The sequence below is a fragment of the Pedococcus sp. P2_F6 genome (genome assembly GCF_056403675.1).
In genome coordinates, this window is the sequence record NZ_JBFUEZ010000004.1 from 206,273 (window position 1) to 222,645 (window position 16,373).

Sequence of the window (16,373 nt, forward strand, 5' to 3'; positions counted from 1 at the left end):
GCAAGGTCGTCACCAGGCGCCCGAAACCGGGGCTGCGTGACCACCAGGTGGCAACAAGTCGGAAGGACGCGGGCGGGAAAGCCCGGTCAGGTCGAGAAGTCGTCGCCGGCCTCGAGCCGCAACCGGATCAGCTCGGACAACGCGATCGACTCGCCGTCGCGAGCGCCTTCGCCCACCTGCAGGGGCGGGTCGCTCGGGTCGATCTCGACGCCGCGGAACCGGGCCAGCGGTCGTGGGGGTACCAGCAGCACGTAGTAGCGGCCGTCGGAGTCGACGGCGACCGAGCGGTCCCGCCGGAGGTACCAGCCACGCACCCCTGTGCTGTAGCGGCGGGGACCGCGCCAGGTGCGCGCCGACAGCTCAGTGGTGGCCAGGCCCCGGTCGCGGGCGGTGCGGACGAACTCGTCGAGCAGCACCTGCGCCTTCGCCGACTCACGGGCCCGCCGCTCCTTCTGCATGCGCACGTGGTAGTCGGCGCGCTCACCAGCGTCGTTGCCCTTGCCCACGTCGGCTCCCTCGCCGGCGGCTGTCGGCCCGTTCACGTCGGTCGCTCCAGGCTCGCGGCGGCGTCGTCGGCCTCGTCGGCGTGCGTGCTCTTGGGGCTGACCGTCCAGGCCGCCCAGCCGAGGGCCCCCAACGGGATCTCCATGAGGTGAGTGAAGCACGAGAACAGCACGACGCCAGCGAGGGCGTCGGCCGGATTCGCGCCCCAGGCCACCAGGGCCGCGACGGTGCCGCTCTCGGTGATCCCGAGCCCCCCGGGGGTCAACCCGACGGCGGTGAGCAGCCGGCCGATGGCATAGGCGGCGAAGAGCTGCCCATAGAAGAGGTCGACCCGCGTCGTGTGCATGCAGACGAGGAACAGCAGGTAGTACACCCCGAAGAAGCCGACGAGCCCCAGCGTCATGCTGAGCCACCCGGTGCGCACCACGTCGTTGATCCGCAGGCGCAGGTCGATGACGAGCGACCGCACGCTCATGCTGCGCCGTCGCCAGAGCCGGCCGATGACCTTGTCGATGCCCTGGCCGATCGCGATCGCGGCCCGCTCGGACACGAGGATCGACACGAAGACCGCGAGGATCACCCCACCGGTCAGCGCACCGGCGACAGCCGCGTCGCCGAGCGCCGGTGGGACGTCGGAGTCGCGTCCGGCGAACAACGCGAAGATCGCGATGAGGGGCAGTGCCACGCGGGACAGGACGTTCCAGACGCCGGTGACGATGGCGGAGGTCGAGATGTCGCGCCGCGAGAAGCCCCACGACCGGCAGATCGTGTAGGTCGCCGCCAGACCGGCCGCCCCTCCGCCCGGCAGCAGGTTGCCGACGGAGGAACCTGCGACGTTGACGATGAGCGCCTGCCAGTGCTTCAGGCCGGGCAGCGAACCCGTGAGGGTGAAGGTGTAGCAGTAGAGCCCCACCACGACCCCCGCAAGCAGCAGCGCGAAGGTCGTCGGCGGCACGTGAGACAGGACCGCCCACACGTCGGACCAGTTGGTCTTGGCCAGGCGGGGCAGGACGTAGACCAGCAGCACGGCCGCCAGTGCCAGGCCGACCCCGGCCTGCACGACCGTGCGAACCCGCGACCGCGACCTGCGCGGCTGTGCCGGCTCACGGTCGGCCACCTCGCGTGCGTCGGCCGCGTCACCCGCGGGCTCAACCCTCTCGCTCGTCACCCCAACCCCTCGAAGACGTCGTGCGACACCGGCAGCCCCGCCGGTCGGGCCGGGTCGATGAACCACTCGCGTCCGAAGACCAGGTCGTACACCGGCCGCGGGATCCGCAGGAACGCAGCGAGCGTGCGATCTGCCCCACCGTCCGCGCTCGACTGGGAGGCGTGCGCGCGCATCGAAGCCCGCTTCGCCGCGGCATACCGGCGCACGTCGATGCGGTGCGTGATCGCGGACCTGGCGCTGAACGCGCGGCTGAACGCCGCCAGGTCGAAGTCCGGGGGGAACGGGTAGACCTTGGCCGCGAGGCGGACGGCGCGCGCGATCGTGTCGCGCGGGACCGTCGCCTCGAGCACCCGCGGCGTGCCGGCGAGGTATGCCGCCCGCTGGCCGACCTCGTGGACGCGGACGTGGTCGCGGTGTCCGTAGCCGCCGTTGCGGTCGTAGGTGGTCAGCACCGAGGCGTCCTCGTCGCGGAGGATCTCGGCCAGCCGGGCGGCGGCCTCCTCGAGCGGTGCCTGGATGAACCGGACTCGCTCGGGCGGGTCGGGCAGCAGCTCGGGTCCCATGCCGCTGTCGGCGTAGCCGAGGTAGACGACGCGGGCGACCCCGAGCGCGGACGCCGACCGGCGCAGCTCCTCAAGGCGTCGCGCGGCCAACCCCCCGTCGGCGACGTAGGCGTCCGCAGCCAGGCCGAGGGCGCCGTCGGTGGCCACCACGACGACCACCCGGTGGCCCTCTGCCGCTGCCCGCGCCAACGTCCCCGAGGTGAGGAGGGCCTCGTCGTCGGGGTGGGCGTGGAAGGCCACCAGGGTGTGCTTCCGGGTGTGGGTCATCACGGGCCATCCTGACGCATGGCAGGCTCAGGTCCGTGAAGGTGGCCCTGCTGACCGACTGTTACCTGCCCAGGCTGGGTGGGATCGAGGTCCAGACGCACGACCTCGCGGCCCAGCTGCGGTCCCGCGGACACGAGGTCGAGGTCTTCACCGCCACGGTCGGGGAGCGCGGCGAGCGGCACGGTTTCATCGAGGACGTCGACGGCGTGCCTGTCCACCGGATGGCGGTCCGCCTCCCGTGGGAGCTGCCCGTCAACCCGTTCGCGCCACCGGAGGTACGGCGACGGCTTCAGGCGGGTGGGTTCGACGTGGCCCACGTCCACATGGGGGTGGTGAGCCCGTTCGCCACGGATCTGGCGGGGGTCGCGCTGGGGCTGGGGATGCCCACCGCGATCACCTGGCACTGCCTGATGGAGCGCTCGCAACCCCTCTTTCGCGCCCTCGGCCACGCTCGGCGATGGGGCGCCAAGGGGGCAGCCCTGTCCGCGGTCTCCGGTGTCGCGGCGGCCTCCGTGCAAGCCGTGGTCGGTCGGGGCACCGAGGTGCGCGTCTTTCCCAACGGCATCGACACCAGCGTGTGGCGGCCGCCGCCGCGCCCGGCCCGCGCGGCTGACGCTCCGGTCGAGGTCGTGGCGGCGATGCGGTTCGCGGCGCGCAAGCGCCCGCTTGCTGTCCTCGAGGTCGCAGCCAGGGCGAAGGAGCTCGTCTCCACCTCGGGCGGCTCCGGACCACGGATGCGCCTCACGCTCTTCGGGGAGGGGCCGGAGCGACGGCGGCTGGAACGGTTCGCCGCCCACCACGACATGACCGACTGGGTGTCCATGCCCGGCCGCGTGGGTCGGGATGAGCTCCGGGATCGCTACTGGGACAGCGACATCTACCTGACTCCCGCCCGCCTGGAGGCCTTCGGCATCGCCGCCCTCGAGGCGCGTACCGCCGGGCTTCCCGTCGTCGCGCGGCAGGACACCGGGGTGGGCGACTTCGTCGTCGACGGTGTCAACGGACTCCTCGGACCCGATGACGACGCCCTCGCCCGCGGACTGGCGCGGCTGCTCAGCGACCCCGAGTTGCGCCAGGGCATCACCGAGACCAACCGCACCGTCGCGCCCGCGCAGGACTGGCCCTCGGTCGCCGCGCTCGCCGAGGCCGAGTACCGGCGGGCCGGTGCCTCGTGACCGAGACCCCCACGCCGAGCCAGGGGCCCCCGTCCAGCAGTGAACGGGTGATGGTCCGGGCCAACGCCGCCGGAGGTCGCGTGGTGGCCGAGTTCGTCCTGGGGCACGGTGCGGACCCGGTCCGTGAGCTGGCTCGCCTCGGGTGGTCACGTCCCCTGCTGCGTGACGCCGAGCGCGACGCGGACGGCGCTCTCCTCTTCACCTACACCGTGACCGCCGCCTCAGCCGTGGCGAGCGTCGCCAGCCCGGTGCCCACCGACCCGGGGCTCGTGCTCGAGCCGGGGGAGGAGGCGCGCCCGTACCAGCGCGCCGCGGCCTACGGCGTGGTCACGAGCGAGCGCGGCGTCCTGCTCACCGAGCTGTCCGCCCTCACCTCCGCGCCCGGGCGGTGGACCCTGCCCGGCGGGGGGCTCGACCCGGGCGAGGCCCCTGTGGCCGCCCTGCACCGCGAGGTCTGGGAGGAGAGTGGCCAGGAGGTGGAAGCCGTTCGCCTGCTCGAGGCGCACACCTCGCACTGGATCGGCCGGGCGCCCAGCGGGCGCCTGGAGGACTTCCACGCCGTGCGGATCGTGTATGCCGCGTGGTGCCCTCAGCCGACCGACCCCGTCGTCCACGACGTGGGGGGTTCGACCGAGGCGGTGCGCTGGGTGCGGCGCGACGAGCTCGAGCACTACTACCTGAGCCGCTCGTTCGCGCCGCACATGAAGCGCTGGCTTGCCGGCTAGGCCTGCGTCACTGCGACTTGCGTCGTGAGCTGAGCAGCCCGGCGAGCCCGAACAGCACGAGCAGGGCACCGGCCGCCACGATCCCGAGTGGGCCGATGTCGCCCCAGTCGACGCTCAGACTCCCGACCTCCTGGGCCAGCACGATGCTCGCCACGGCCAGGCAGACCAGTCCCAGCACGATGGCAGGGGCGTGCGGGCCGCTGGGGCGTTCCGGGATGGCGGGGGGCCAGCCGGCATCGTCGGCGGCCACCCGGGCGTCGGTGGGCTCGGCCCACACTGGCGCTTCGTCGACCTCGATGGCGCGGGTCGCGTCCGTGGTGTCGAGCTGCTCGGTCCGCTCGGTCGTCCGGGTCACGTCGGCCTGGGTCGGGTCGCTCGGGGTCGGGTCGGACTGGGTCGTGGGGGTCTGCACTGCCTGCTCCACCTGTGTCGTCTCGTCCTGGGGTGCTTCGGGGTTGGTCATCGCGGTCACTCCTTGCCGATCAGGATCTGGCCCAGGCCGACGTGCGCGGTCACCACGACGTCGGGACTTCCCGTGCCGAACGTCTCCACGGTGCTGATGTTGCGGCCGTCGCCGTTGTCCAGCGGGACAGGGTCGCCATTGGTGCCGAGGTCAGGGCTGTCGACGCGGGAGATGTCCCCGGCGGCGACCGAGCTGCGGACCTCGACCGTGAGGTTCGAGGGGATGTAGATCCTCAGCTCGCCGATGCCCACGCGGGCCTCGATCTCCCGAGCCGTGCCGGGGTTGTCCTGGGCGCGGGCGAGGTCGAGCTCCGCCGACCCGATGCCCAGCCGGTAGGAGGACGTGGTGTCGCTGGTCGAGGGACGCCACGTGCGCTCGCCGACACCTCCGCCCAACGTCACGTCGGGCACGACCGACGCGGTCCACGTGACGAGGGCGAGCACGATGGCCAGGAAGCCGGTGAGACCAGCCCGTCGGCCCAGCAGGCCGAGCACCAGCGTGCCGAGGCCGAGGACACCGAGGGCGGCAGCCATGGCCACCGTCTCGTCGCTGCCGGCCCAGTGGGCCGCCCGGTGGATCGACAGCGTCGCACCGTAGGCCGCGACGGCCAGGCCGCCGATGAGCAGCACCGAGACGAAGCCACCGCTGCGTCGACGCGGCACCTTGGGGGGACGTGGTGGCTGCGGAGCGGCCGGGGTGGGTGGAGCGAAGTAGGTGCCGCCCGGAGGCGTGTCCGCGGGCGCGGGGGCGTAGGTGGTCGGTGGCACGGCGGCATACTCCTGGGTCTCTGGGGTGAAGGTCGCGGGCGAGGCGCTCGCGGTGGCCACGGTCGCGGTGGCGGTGGTCTGCGGGTACCCGCCCTCGGCGCCCCACGTCCCGGTGGCCGCGTGGGGAGCCTCGCCGTAGGGAGCCGGCGCGTAGGGACTCGGCGCGTAGGGGGCCTGGCCGGAGGGAGCCGGTGCATAGGGGTTCGGCCCGTACGGCGTCTGCGAGCGGGCCTTGCCGTCGCGGTTGCGGGTCACCAGCCAGACGACGAGACCGATGGGAACCACGACCCACCAGATCCACCCGACGCCGGGGGTGTCGCCGGCAAGACCGGTACCGCCGACCAGGGACAGGCCGATGATGACGAGCAGGATGATCCCGAGCACGTCACCGTCGCGCAGCGCCTTCTCGGCGACGATCTCGTCGCGGTTGTTGGGCAGGAAGGCCCAGGCGATGAGGTAGATGGTGATGCCGACGCCACCGAGGATCACCAGGAGCACCAGGGCTGCCCGGATGACGATGGGGTCCACACCGAGGCGCGTGGCGATGCCGGAGCACACGCCGGCCAGCCACTTGTCGTCGGCGTCCCGGCGAAGGTCCACGGAGCGGATCCAGCCGAAGAACCGGTCGAGGCCGGTCGCGTGGGTGGGGTTCGTCGGGCCGGCGGTCGGCCCAGGGGTCTGCGTCATGTCATCAATGGTGTCCGTGCGACGGGGGCCCTGCCATGAGGGTCGACCCTGAACTGACCCTGAAGCAGCGTCCGCGCACCCTGAATCTGCTCGGCATCCACCGGTTCGTGCGTCAGGATGAGGACATGCCGACTCCCTACGAGCGGCCCGTCCCCCCAGCGGAGGCAAGGGCCGCAGAGCGCCGTGCCGCTCGCCCGACCCTCACGCGACCCGTCGAGGGCAAGGTGATCGGCGGCGTCGCGGTCGGTCTGGCCCAGCACCTGGGCTGGCCGGTTCGGTGGATCCGGCTGGGGTTCGTGCTGATCTCGATCCCCACCGGAGCCGGGCTGGTGGCCTACATCTTCCTGTGGGCGCTCACGCCACAGTCCCGGGGTGGCATGGTCCGGGCCGGTCGTCGCGCGGTCGACCCGGCTGATGCGGCAGCGGTCGCGGCAGCCGGCCGCACCCAGCCCGATCCGGTGACGGGCACCATCGAGCGGGACGCGACCCGCGTGCTTCTCGTGGGTGGGCTGTTGCTCGGCATCGGCCTCGTCGTCGTGGCCCAGAACGCCGGTCTCAACGCGCGCCTCGGCATTCTCGTCCCCCTCCTGGTCGTGGCCGCCGGTGCGGTTCTCGCCTGGTCCCAGCTCGACGACTCCCAGCGCGGGCGCTGGCTCGGATCCGAAACGGGGACAAGGCGATTCAGCGTTGCGCGCCTCGCGTTCGGTGGGGTGCTGGCCCTCACCGGCCTGGTCATCATGGCTACGCGCGGCCGGTCCCTCGCAGCGATCTGGGACATCGGCGCAGCGGTCCTGGCGGTCCTGGCCGGTGTGGCCCTGATCTCCGCCCCCTGGGCCCTTCGTTTCTGGTCGGACCTGCGCCACGAGCAGGCCGAGCTCGCCCGCGCGACCGAACGCGCCGACATCGCGGCCCACCTCCACGACTCGGTGCTGCAGACCTTGGCGCTCATCCAGCGCAAGGCCGGCGACGCCGGCGCAGTGACCCAGCTCGCCCGTGCCCAGGAGCGCGAGCTCCGCTCGTGGCTGTATGCCGGCCCCTCCGACTCCGATGCCAGCCTTGCCACCGCGGTGGTCGAGGCCGCCCACGAGGTCGAGGACCTGCACGGCACGCCCATCGAGGTGGTGTCGACCGGGGACCGGCCGCTGGACGACGGCGGGCAGGCCCTCGTCCGTGCTGTGCGCGAGTCCCTGCACAACGCGGTCCGCCACGGGGCCCCGCCCGTCTCGCTCTACCTCGAGGTCGGACCCTCGGGGGTGGAGGCCTTCGTGCGCGACCACGGGCCGGGGTTCGAGGTCAGCGAGATCCCCGAGGACCGGCTCGGTGTCCGTCAGTCGATCCTCGGGCGGATGGAGCGGCACGGAGGTGCCGCGAGGGTCCGCCGCCTCGAGCAGGGCACCGAGGTCAGCCTCACCCTGCCTGCGGCCCAGCGACACCCACAGCCCCAGTCCGACCCAGATAATCCGCAACCCGTCTCGGAGGAGACCCGTGAACACGCCTGAGAAGAAGCCGGTCGAGGTCGTCCTCGTCGACGACCACCGCATGTTCCGCTCGGGAGTCCGTGCCGAGCTCGGCACCACGGTCTCCATCGTGGGCGAGGCGCCCGACGTGGACTCCGCCATCGCGGTGATCCGCCAGACCAAGCCGCCCGTCGTCCTGCTCGACGTGCACCTGCCGGGCGGCAACGGCAACGGTGGCATCGACGTGCTGCACGGCTGCAAGGGGCTGGAGACCGCGGACGGCCAGCCGGTGCGGTTCCTCGCCTTGTCGGTCTCGGATGCCGCCGAGGACGTCATCGCGGTGATCCGCGCAGGGGCGCGCGGCTACGTCACCAAGACGATCAGTGCCACCGACCTGACCCGGGCGATCCAGCGCGTGGCCGACGGCGACGCCGTGTTCTCTCCGCGGCTGGCCGGCTTCGTGCTCGACGCGTTCGGTGCGGCGGCCGGCGAGGTGGCTCAGGTCGACGAGGAGCTCGACCGGCTCTCGGCCCGCGAGCGCGAGGTCATGCGACTCATCGCGCGCGGATACCAGTACAAGGAGGTCGCCAAGGAGCTGTTCATCTCGGTGAAAACCGTTGAGACGCATGTCTCCTCGGTGCTGCGCAAGCTCCAGCTGTCGTCACGTCACGAGCTGACCGCCTGGGCCATGGGCCGTCGCCTGCTCTGAACGAGGGCGTGGGTCTCGCAGGCGATCCGCACGGCTTGGTGGTCAACCCTGCGGGCTAGGGTGAGGCCATGGACTTCGTCTACAACCTCGTCGTGGTGCTCCACCTCCTGGGCATGGCAGCGCTGGTCGGCGGCTGGGCCGCCTTCGCGCGCAAGGGGCTCGACACCGTCGAGCTGATGTCGATCGGCGCCCGCGCCCAGGTCCTGACCGGTCTGGTCCTGGTCGGCATGGCCGAGGCGATCTCCTCGCTCGACAAGGACCTCAACCACCCCAAGATCGGGGTCAAGCTGGTCGTCGCGATCGCGGCCGCCGCATGCATCGAGATCGCCCGCGGTCGCGCCAAGCGTGGCGCTCCCCTCAACCGTGGACTCGTGATGGCGTCGGGCGCCCTGGGCGTGCTCAACGTCGCGGTCGCAGCGCTCTGGAACTGAGCCGGGCGCCTTCGAGCGTGCCGACCGGTCAGCGGGGGGCGCGCTGACCGGTCATCCTTCGCGCGAGGTGTCCGCCGTCGCTCCCGGCGAGGAGTCCTCCACACCGCCCCCGGTGCCGGCGGCCCTGGCACTCGGACCGCCGCGTCCGGTGGTCCGTGGGTCGATGTAGCCACCCTCGGGCGGCACCATCTCGGCCCGGACCCCGAGGAGCCTGATGGGGCGGTCGTCCGCCAGGGCCGCGAGGAGGGCCAGCGCGGTGGAGGCGATGACGTCGACGTCGAAGGTGGGCTCGGTCAGCTTGCGGACCCGGTTGGTCGTGAAGAACGGCGCGAACCGCACCTTGAGGAAGACGCGCTGGCAGGCCCTGCCCTCGCGACGGATGTCCTCGACCACCTGCTCGGCCAACGCCCGGATCGCGACCTCGACCTGCTGGGGCTCGACGAGGTTGGCCTGGTAGGTCGTCTCGCGTCCGTGGGCCCGGGCGATCCACGGGGTGTCGTCGACGGTCGCGGAGCTCACCCCGCGCCCGAGCCGGCCGTAGTGCGGGCCCATGGTCGGCCCGAACTCGGCCGCCAGGGTCGCCTCGTCGGCCTCGGCGAGGTCGCGCACCGTCTGGTAGCCGTGGGACGCCAGCCGCTGCGAGATCCTGGAACCCACGCCCCACAAGGCGATCGTCGGACGGTCGCCCATGACCTCGAACCAGTTGTCGCGGGTCAGCTCGAAGACCCCCCGGGGCTTTCCGAAGTCGGTGGCGATCTTGGCCCGCACCTTCGTGTCGCCGATGCCGACCGAGCAGTGCAGGTCGGTGGCCTCGAGCACGGCGGCGCGGATCGCCTGCGCATAGGCCAGGGGGTCGTCGGTCGTCACCCCCACGAAGGCCTCGTCCCAGCCGAGCACCTCCACGACCGCACCCGGCATACCCCTGAGCACCTCCATGACCCGCGCGGACGCCTCCTCGTAGACCGGGAAGTCGACGGGCAGGAGCACCGCCTCGGGACACCGGCGCACGGCGACCTTCAACGGCATGCCTGACCGGACCCCGAACTCACGCGCCTCGTAGGAGGCTGTCGACACCACGGCCCGCTCGGTGGGATCGCCGCGACCGCCGACGATCAGCGGCACACCGGCCAGCTCGGGGTGCCGCAGGATCTCGACCGCTGCGAGGAACTGGTCGAGGTCGACGTGCAGCACCCACGGCACGGCGTCAGCGGCGGGAGCCATGGGCCCATCCTGCCGTGCTCCGGTGTCAGGTCAGGGGACCAGCAGCAGCTTGCCGGTCGTCCGGCGGGCTTCGAGGTCGTCGTAGGCGGTCGCCGCGTCGGTGAGCGGGTAGCGTCCGCCGATCTCGATCGCCAGCCGTCCGGCTGCGATGTCGCCGAGCACCGAGGTGCCGCGTTCGAGCAGCTCCTCGCGGGTGGCGGTGTAGCTGCCCAGGGTCGGGCGGGTCAGGAACAGCGAGCCCAGGGCGTTGAGCCGCTGGATGTCGAAGGGCGGCACCTGCCCACTGGCACCACCGAAGAGGACCATCAGCCCACGGGGGCGCAGCGACGCCAGCGAGGCGTCGAACGTCGCCTTGCCGACTCCGTCGTAGGCGACGTGGACTCCGTTGCCACCATTGGCCGCTCGCACTTCCGCGGCGAGGTCCTCGGACTCCCGGTAGTTGATCACCGTCTCCGCCCCCAGGCCGCGAGCGATCTCGAGCTTGTCGGGCGACCCGGCGGTCGCGATCACCCGACCGCCCTTGGCGGTCACCATCTGCACGAGCAGCTGCCCCACGCCGCCCGCAGCCGCGTGCACGAGGGCCACGGTCCCCGGCCCCACGGCATACGTCGAGTTGACGAGGTAGTGCGCGGTCATGCCCTGGAGCATCGCCGCGGCCGCCACGTCCAGCTCGACCCCGTCGGGCACGGGCACGAGTGAGTCGGCGGCCCGGTTGACCACGGAGCCGGCCGCACCGAGGCCGGCGCCCCAGGCGACGCGGTCGCCGACCGCGACGTCGTCAACCCCTGGCCCCACCACCGTGACGGTGCCGGACCCCTCGGAGCACGAGACGAACGGGGTGGAGAGGGGATAGACGCCCTGTCGCTGGTAGACGTCGATGAAGTTGACCCCGACCGCCGCGACCTCGACCTGCACCTCGCCCTGACCGGGCGGTGCCACCTCTGTCTCCTGGACCTCCAGGACCGAGGAGTCACCGTTGCGGGGGACGACGAGGGCGCGCGACATGGCCATGCCCAACACCATAGGCGTCGAGGTCAGGTGGCGATCCAGTAGCGCCGCTTGCCGCGCAGCTCGCCCTCGAACTCGCCCCCGTTGGCCTCGATGGTCCGCGCCGATGCCACGTTGTCGAGGTCGCACGTCACCAGCAGCCTCGGTATGCCGCGTGCCGCCGCCCGCGGCACGACCTGTCGCAGCGCGTCGCTGGCGAAACCGCGGCGGCGGGCGCTCGGGCGCACCGAGTAGCCGACGTGACCGCCGACGGTCGCCAGCAGGGGGTGGTCGATGTGGTGCCGCAACGAGATCGACCCCACGAACTCGTCGGCGAGTTCGGGGTCCTCCAGCCACCAGTAGGTCGCCGTGGTCCAGCGGGGTGGCCGGACGCTCGTCGGCTCGGCGTCGCCAACCCGGTTGGCCACCAGCCGGGCGAACTCGGCCGGGTCCTCCAGGCCCTCCCGTGTGAACACGACGCCCGGGAAGTCGCCCTCGGCAGGCCAGTTGAGCACCCCGTCGTGAGCCGACTCCCCGTTGGCGCGGAACTCGTCCGCCGCAGCGAGGAACGAATGGCGGAACCGCAGGTGGGGCACCGCGAGCAGCACCATCAGGGCACCGGTCGCAGCCTGGCGATCGCCGCGTCGAGCATCGCCTCGGTGAGCTTGCCCGTGAAGGTGTTCTGCTGGCTCACGTGGTAGCTCCCGACGAGCCGGACCGGCCGCCCGTCGGGGGACACCAGCACTGTCTCCGCCCCGTGCCCGAACTGCGGCTTGGGGCGTGGCACGTCCCAGCCGAGTCGTCGGGCACTGCCGAGCGTCGCGTCCCAGGCGATCGAGCCCAGTGCGAGCATCGACCGCAACCCCGGCGCGGCGAGCTCGAGGTCGCGGTCCAGCCAGTGCGCGCAGGCGGCCCGCTCCGTCGTGGTGGGCTTGTTGGCCGGCGGAGCGCACCGCACCGCTGCGATGATGCGTATGCCGTGCAGCACCAGCCCGTCACCGCTCGCCCACGACTGCGGCTGGCTGGCGTACCCGGCGCGGTGCAACGCGGCATACAGCCAGTCGCCCGACCGGTCGCCGGTGAACATCCGTCCCGTGCGGTTGGTGCCGTTGGCAGCGGGAGCCAGCCCCACGACCAGCACCTGGGCAGCTGGGTCGCCGAAGCCCGGCCCCGGTCTGCCCCAATAGGGCTGGTCCGCGAAGGAGGCCCGGCGGCCTTGTGTCGCAACGGTTTCACGCCACTCGACGAGTCGCGGACACGCGCGACAGACCGAGATCCGGGCATCGAGCTCGGCCACATCGGGTGAGGTGCAGGCGAGTGCGTCGGTCTGGGACGCGTTGCGGGCCACAGGGGTGGCGGCCGACGCCGGGTCGCCCGGCCAGCCGCTGCCCGGCGGCACCGGCGACTCGAACCGCTCACCCGTGACCGGGTGGGGGTCGACGTTCACAGCTCGATCCAGTAGCGGCGGGTGCCGTTGCGCGAGTCCTCGTAGACGCCGCCGTTCGCCTCGATGGCTCGTCTCGAGGCCTCGTTGTCCTCCAGGCAGGTCACCAGCACCCGGTCGAGACCGAGCCCGTCGCGCGCGATGGGCAGGGCCAGGCGCAGTGCCTCACGCGCATGGCCACGCTGGCGGGCTGTCGGCCGGACGCTGTAGCCGATGTGACCGCCCTCGCGCAGGAGGTAGTCGGTCAGCTCGTGGCGCAGCGCGAGCGATCCGACGTACCAGTCGGTGTCGTCGACGATCCAGCGGAAGGTGCAGGCGGTCCAGCCGGACCTCCGCGGTGCGTCCTCGTCGGCGGCCCGCCGTCGCTGCGCCACGAAACGCGCGAACTCGGCGGGGTCCTCCAGGCCTTCACGGGTGAACTGGTAACCCTCGTATCCCGCTTCGGCGGGCTGGGCCAGGTCGCCATCACCGTCGCGCTGCTCCCCGGACACCGTGAACTCGTCGGTCGCGGCCAGGTAGGAGTCCTGGTACCGGACATCCGGGACGACGAGACGGGTCACGATCTCGAGCCTATGAGGTCAGAGCCCCAGGTGGACGCGCAGCGCGTCGTCGAGCTCGCGCAGCTGTGCCGCCGGCACGATGCCGACCCTGCGCGAGAGCCGGCGTGCGTCGATCGACCGAACCTGCTCGGCCTGGGCCTTGGAGTTGTGCCGCAGTCCGGTGCCTGCGCGCGGCAGATAGGTCTGGAAGGCGTAGACCGTCTTGACGTTGCTGGTGACGGGCACCACCGTCACCACACCCTGGCCCAGTCGCTCGGCTGCGGTGTTGGCGCCGTTGTTGCTCACGACCACGACGGGGCGAGCCTTGTCGGCTTCGCCTCCGATGACGGGCTCGAGGTCGGCCAGCCAGATCTCACCCCGCCGCATCGATGCCGTCTCCGGTCGTGGACTCCCACGCCTCGGCCTCGCCGGAGTCGCGCCAATCCGCCCAGGCCGCCTCGTAGGCCGCCTCCAGACGCGACGAACGCAGCGAGCTCACCGCCTGGTGCAGGGCGGCAGAACGCGACTCAGCGCTGGCCTCGAGCACCAGCGCGTCGAGGAACTCGATGTCCTCCTCGGGCAGGCTCACACTGACCTTCATGCCCGGATGCTACCGCAGTGCTACCCCGGGTAACACTGTGGTCGTACCTGCGGTAGTCCTGTCGCTGGGGACACGTAGGCTGGGTGCAACATGAGCACGCTCTTCGACGACCTCTTCCCTGCCAACGGGCACGGCCCTTTCAACGAACAGGGCCCTGCCGACCCGCCGGCCCCCGGCACGCGCCCGACGGCTGCGGCTGCCCGGGCGACCGCGGTCGACGACCGCGGCGTCCCGACGTGGGCCCAAGCCGCCGCCGAGGGGCGCGGCCCTGACGAGGCGAGCAGCCGGCACACCGATCCTGAGACGCTGCTCGAGGGACTCAACCCGCAGCAGCGCGCGGCCGTCCTGCACGAGGGCGGTCCGCTGCTCATCGTCGCCGGCGCGGGCTCGGGCAAGACGCGCGTGCTCACCAACCGCATCGCCTACCTGCTGGCGGCCCGGGGCGTGCAGCCGGGGCAGGTTCTGGCCATCACCTTCACCAACAAGGCCGCGGCCGAGATGCGCGAGCGGGTCGCGTCCCTGGTCGGGCCGCGCGCCAAGGCGATGTGGGTCATGACCTTCCACTCGGCCTGCGTGCGGATCCTGCGCCGCGAGGCTGCGAAGGTCGGGCTCAAGACGACCTTCTCCATCTACGATGCCGCCGACAGCCAGCGCCTCATGGCGATGGTGATGCGCGACCTCGACCTCGACCCCAAGCGCTACCCGCCCCGGTCGTTCAGCCACCAGGTCTCCAACCTCAAGAACGAGCTGGTCGACGAGGAGACGTTCGCCTCGCAGGTGGTCGAGGGGACCCACCAGGAGCGGATGCTCGCCGAGGCCTACACCGGCTACCAGCGGAGGTTGCGCCAGGCCAACGCGCTCGACTTCGACGACCTCATCATGACGACCGTCAACATCCTCCAGGCCTTCCCCGACGTGGCCGAGCACTACCGTCGCCGGTTCCGTCACGTCCTGGTCGACGAGTACCAGGACACCAACCACGCCCAGTACCAGCTCGTCCGCGAGCTCGTGGGTGGCGCCGCAGGCAGCGCAGGTATGCCGGTCGGCGACGGGCCGTCCGTCGGCCCCGCCGAGCTCGTCGTGGTCGGTGACGCCGACCAGTCGATCTATGCGTTCAGGGGCGCGACGATCCGCAACATCGTGGAGTTCGAGGAGGACTACCCGAACGCGCGGACCATCCTGCTCGAGCAGAACTACCGGTCGACCCAGACGATCCTGCAGGCCGCCAACTCGGTCATCGCCAGGAACCCCGAGCGCCGCAAGAAGAACCTCTGGACCGACAGCGGCAACGGCGCGGCCATCATCGGCTACGTCGGCGACAACGAGCACGACGAGGCGGCCTTCGTCGCGAAGACGATCGACGAGCTCGGCGACTCTGCCGGGGTCAAGCCCAAGGACGTCGCGGTGTTCTACCGGACCAACGCCCAGTCGCGAGCGCTCGAAGAGGTCTTCGTGCGAGTTGGCTTGCCCTACAAGGTCGTGGGCGGCACACGGTTCTACGAGCGGCGTGAGGTCAAGGACGCGCTCGCCTATCTGAGGGTCATCTCCAACCCGACGGACACCGTCAACCTGCGGCGCATCCTCAACGTGCCCAAGCGGGGGATCGGCGACCGGGCCGAGGCCTGCGTCGCGGCCCTCGCCGAGCGCGAGCGGATCCCGTTCATCGCGGCCCTCGGCCGTCCCGAGGACGCTCCGGGCATCGCGACCCGCTCGGTCGCCGCGATCAAGGGCTTCACCGGGCTGCTCGAGCAGCTCGGCACCATCCACGCCGACGACGAGCAGGGTGTGGGGGCGCTCCTGGAGGCCGTCATCGAGAAGTCCGGCTACCTCGCCGAGCTGCGCGCCAGCCACGACCCGCAGGACGAGACCCGGGTCGAGAACCTCGCCGAGCTCGTCGCCGTCGCGCAGGAGTTCGACGAGACCCGCGCCGAGACCGGCGAGGTCGCCAGCCTCGAGGACTTCCTCGAGCAGGTCTCGCTGGTCGCCGATGCCGACGAGATCCCGGACGGCGAAGAGGCCGAGGACCTCGGGGTCGTCACGCTCATGACGCTGCACACCGCCAAGGGCCTGGAGTTCCCCGTCGTCTTCCTCACCGGCCTCGAGGACGGCACGTTCCCGCACCTGCGGGCGCTCGGCGACCCCAAGGAGCTCGAGGAGGAGCGCCGGCTGGCGTACGTCGGCATCACCCGCGCCCGCGAGCGGCTGCACCTGTCGCGGGCGGCCGTGCGATCGGCGTGGGGGGCTCCGCAGTACAACCCGGCCAGCCGGTTCCTCGACGAGATCCCGCCCGACCTCGTCGAGTGGCAGCGGGCCGAGGCAGCCACCACCTCGCGTCGACCGGGCACGCCCGCCGTCGCGACCCTGGCCCAGCGCCCCGGCGTCCGCTCTCCGGGCAACCGCCCGCTGATCTCGCTGCACTCGGGCGACAAGGTCACCCACGACAGCTACGGCATGGGCACGGTTGTCAAGACCGAGGGTGAGGGTGACAAGACGCAGGCGCACGTCGACTTCGGCGGCGACACCGGCGTCAAGCGGTTCCTGCTGCGCTACGCCCCACTCGAAAAGCTCTGACCGAGGAGGCAGCCGCTCCGCGCTGTCGCGGCGCTGACGCGGCGCTCAGGCGTCGCTCTCGCACTGCGCTGACGCGGCATACACGAAAGGCGCC

At 71.9% G+C, this 16,373-nt stretch carries 18 protein-coding genes; 6 read left to right on the plus strand and 12 right to left on the minus strand.

The window, feature by feature from the left end; genetic code table 11:
* Nucleotides 1–86: 86 nt before the first annotated feature.
* The 3 genes from AC1DWP_RS12505 to AC1DWP_RS12515 are packed head-to-tail and all read right to left on the minus strand — an operon-like array spanning nucleotide 87 to nucleotide 2,502.
* On the minus strand, nucleotides 87–542 hold the full coding sequence (locus AC1DWP_RS12505) for a hypothetical protein (protein WP_477614795.1): 456 nt from the start codon (nucleotides 540–542) through the stop codon (nucleotides 87–89).
* Nucleotides 539–1,672, minus strand: a complete 1,134-nt coding sequence (locus tag AC1DWP_RS12510) for a lysylphosphatidylglycerol synthase transmembrane domain-containing protein (protein WP_477614796.1) — start codon at nucleotides 1,670–1,672, stop codon at nucleotides 539–541. The genes AC1DWP_RS12505 and AC1DWP_RS12510 overlap by 4 nt, the downstream gene beginning before the upstream one ends.
* Nucleotides 1,669–2,502, minus strand: coding sequence for a PIG-L deacetylase family protein (locus AC1DWP_RS12515; RefSeq protein WP_477614797.1), 834 nt, complete (start codon nucleotides 2,500–2,502; stop codon nucleotides 1,669–1,671). Before AC1DWP_RS12515 ends, AC1DWP_RS12510 begins: the two co-directional genes overlap by 4 nt.
* A gap of 35 nt (nucleotides 2,503–2,537) precedes the next feature.
* On the opposite strand from AC1DWP_RS12515, the gene AC1DWP_RS12520 reads away from it, so the two are divergent.
* A complete protein-coding gene (locus tag AC1DWP_RS12520; protein ID WP_477614798.1) occupies nucleotides 2,538–3,677 on the plus strand; it encodes a glycosyltransferase family 4 protein in 1,140 nt (379 codons plus the stop codon).
* A complete protein-coding gene (locus AC1DWP_RS12525) occupies nucleotides 3,674–4,402 on the plus strand; it encodes an NUDIX hydrolase (protein WP_477614799.1) in 729 nt (242 codons plus the stop codon). The genes AC1DWP_RS12520 and AC1DWP_RS12525 overlap by 4 nt, the downstream gene beginning before the upstream one ends.
* Before the next feature lie 7 nt (nucleotides 4,403–4,409).
* Here AC1DWP_RS12525 and AC1DWP_RS12530 read toward each other — a convergent pair whose 3' ends face one another.
* Together AC1DWP_RS12530 and AC1DWP_RS12535 are read right to left on the minus strand one after the other, a co-directional pair.
* The gene (locus tag AC1DWP_RS12530; protein ID WP_477614800.1) at nucleotides 4,410–4,865 is read right to left on the minus strand and encodes a hypothetical protein; all 456 of its coding nucleotides are present in this window, start codon (nucleotides 4,863–4,865) and stop codon (nucleotides 4,410–4,412) included.
* A 5-nt stretch (nucleotides 4,866–4,870) separates the two neighbouring features.
* Nucleotides 4,871–6,319 (minus strand): PspC domain-containing protein, encoded by a 1,449-nt coding sequence (locus AC1DWP_RS12535; protein ID WP_477614801.1) that lies wholly within the window; start codon nucleotides 6,317–6,319, stop codon nucleotides 4,871–4,873.
* 125 nt (nucleotides 6,320–6,444) lie between these two features.
* On the opposite strand from AC1DWP_RS12535, the gene AC1DWP_RS12540 reads away from it, so the two are divergent.
* The 3 genes from AC1DWP_RS12540 (at nucleotide 6,445) to AC1DWP_RS12550 (ending at nucleotide 8,916) form a co-directional block, all read left to right on the plus strand.
* Nucleotides 6,445–7,818, plus strand: coding sequence for an ATP-binding protein (locus AC1DWP_RS12540; RefSeq protein ID WP_477614802.1), 1,374 nt, complete (start codon nucleotides 6,445–6,447; stop codon nucleotides 7,816–7,818).
* Nucleotides 7,805–8,485 carry a LuxR C-terminal-related transcriptional regulator gene (locus AC1DWP_RS12545; RefSeq protein WP_477614803.1) on the plus strand — a complete coding sequence of 227 codons (681 nt, stop codon included), beginning with the start codon at nucleotides 7,805–7,807 and terminating at the stop codon, nucleotides 8,483–8,485. The genes AC1DWP_RS12540 and AC1DWP_RS12545 overlap by 14 nt, the downstream gene beginning before the upstream one ends.
* A 68-nt stretch (nucleotides 8,486–8,553) precedes the next feature.
* Nucleotides 8,554–8,916 (plus strand): hypothetical protein, encoded by a 363-nt coding sequence (locus tag AC1DWP_RS12550; RefSeq protein WP_477614804.1) that lies wholly within the window; start codon nucleotides 8,554–8,556, stop codon nucleotides 8,914–8,916.
* A gap of 51 nt (nucleotides 8,917–8,967) precedes the next feature.
* On the opposite strand, the gene AC1DWP_RS12555 is transcribed toward AC1DWP_RS12550, so the two are convergent.
* The 7 genes from AC1DWP_RS12555 to AC1DWP_RS12585 are packed head-to-tail and all read right to left on the minus strand — an operon-like array spanning nucleotide 8,968 to nucleotide 13,708.
* On the minus strand, nucleotides 8,968–10,137 hold the full coding sequence (locus AC1DWP_RS12555) for a DNA polymerase IV (RefSeq protein ID WP_477614805.1): 1,170 nt from the start codon (nucleotides 10,135–10,137) through the stop codon (nucleotides 8,968–8,970).
* A gap of 30 nt (nucleotides 10,138–10,167) precedes the next feature.
* Complete coding sequence (locus AC1DWP_RS12560; RefSeq protein WP_477614806.1) at nucleotides 10,168–11,148, minus strand: quinone oxidoreductase family protein; 981 nt, start codon at nucleotides 11,146–11,148, stop codon at nucleotides 10,168–10,170.
* A 23-nt stretch (nucleotides 11,149–11,171) separates the two neighbouring features.
* Nucleotides 11,172–11,735 carry a GNAT family N-acetyltransferase gene (locus AC1DWP_RS12565; protein WP_477614807.1) on the minus strand — a complete coding sequence of 188 codons (564 nt, stop codon included), beginning with the start codon at nucleotides 11,733–11,735 and terminating at the stop codon, nucleotides 11,172–11,174.
* Nucleotides 11,735–12,571 (minus strand): uracil-DNA glycosylase, encoded by an 837-nt coding sequence (locus tag AC1DWP_RS12570; RefSeq protein WP_477614808.1) that lies wholly within the window; start codon nucleotides 12,569–12,571, stop codon nucleotides 11,735–11,737. Before AC1DWP_RS12570 ends, AC1DWP_RS12565 begins: the two co-directional genes overlap by 1 nt.
* A complete protein-coding gene (locus tag AC1DWP_RS12575; protein ID WP_477614809.1) occupies nucleotides 12,568–13,128 on the minus strand; it encodes a GNAT family N-acetyltransferase in 561 nt (186 codons plus the stop codon). The genes AC1DWP_RS12570 and AC1DWP_RS12575 overlap by 4 nt, the downstream gene beginning before the upstream one ends.
* An 18-nt stretch (nucleotides 13,129–13,146) precedes the next feature.
* Complete coding sequence (locus tag AC1DWP_RS12580) at nucleotides 13,147–13,494, minus strand: type II toxin-antitoxin system PemK/MazF family toxin (RefSeq protein ID WP_477614810.1); 348 nt, start codon at nucleotides 13,492–13,494, stop codon at nucleotides 13,147–13,149.
* The gene (locus AC1DWP_RS12585) at nucleotides 13,481–13,708 is read right to left on the minus strand and encodes a ribbon-helix-helix domain-containing protein (RefSeq protein WP_477614811.1); all 228 of its coding nucleotides are present in this window, start codon (nucleotides 13,706–13,708) and stop codon (nucleotides 13,481–13,483) included. Before AC1DWP_RS12585 ends, AC1DWP_RS12580 begins: the two co-directional genes overlap by 14 nt.
* 90 nt (nucleotides 13,709–13,798) lie before the next feature.
* On the opposite strand from AC1DWP_RS12585, the gene pcrA reads away from it, so the two are divergent.
* Nucleotides 13,799–16,279 (plus strand): DNA helicase PcrA, encoded by a 2,481-nt coding sequence (pcrA, locus tag AC1DWP_RS12590; protein ID WP_477614812.1) that lies wholly within the window; start codon nucleotides 13,799–13,801, stop codon nucleotides 16,277–16,279.
* The last annotated feature ends 94 nt before the right edge of the window (nucleotides 16,280–16,373 follow it).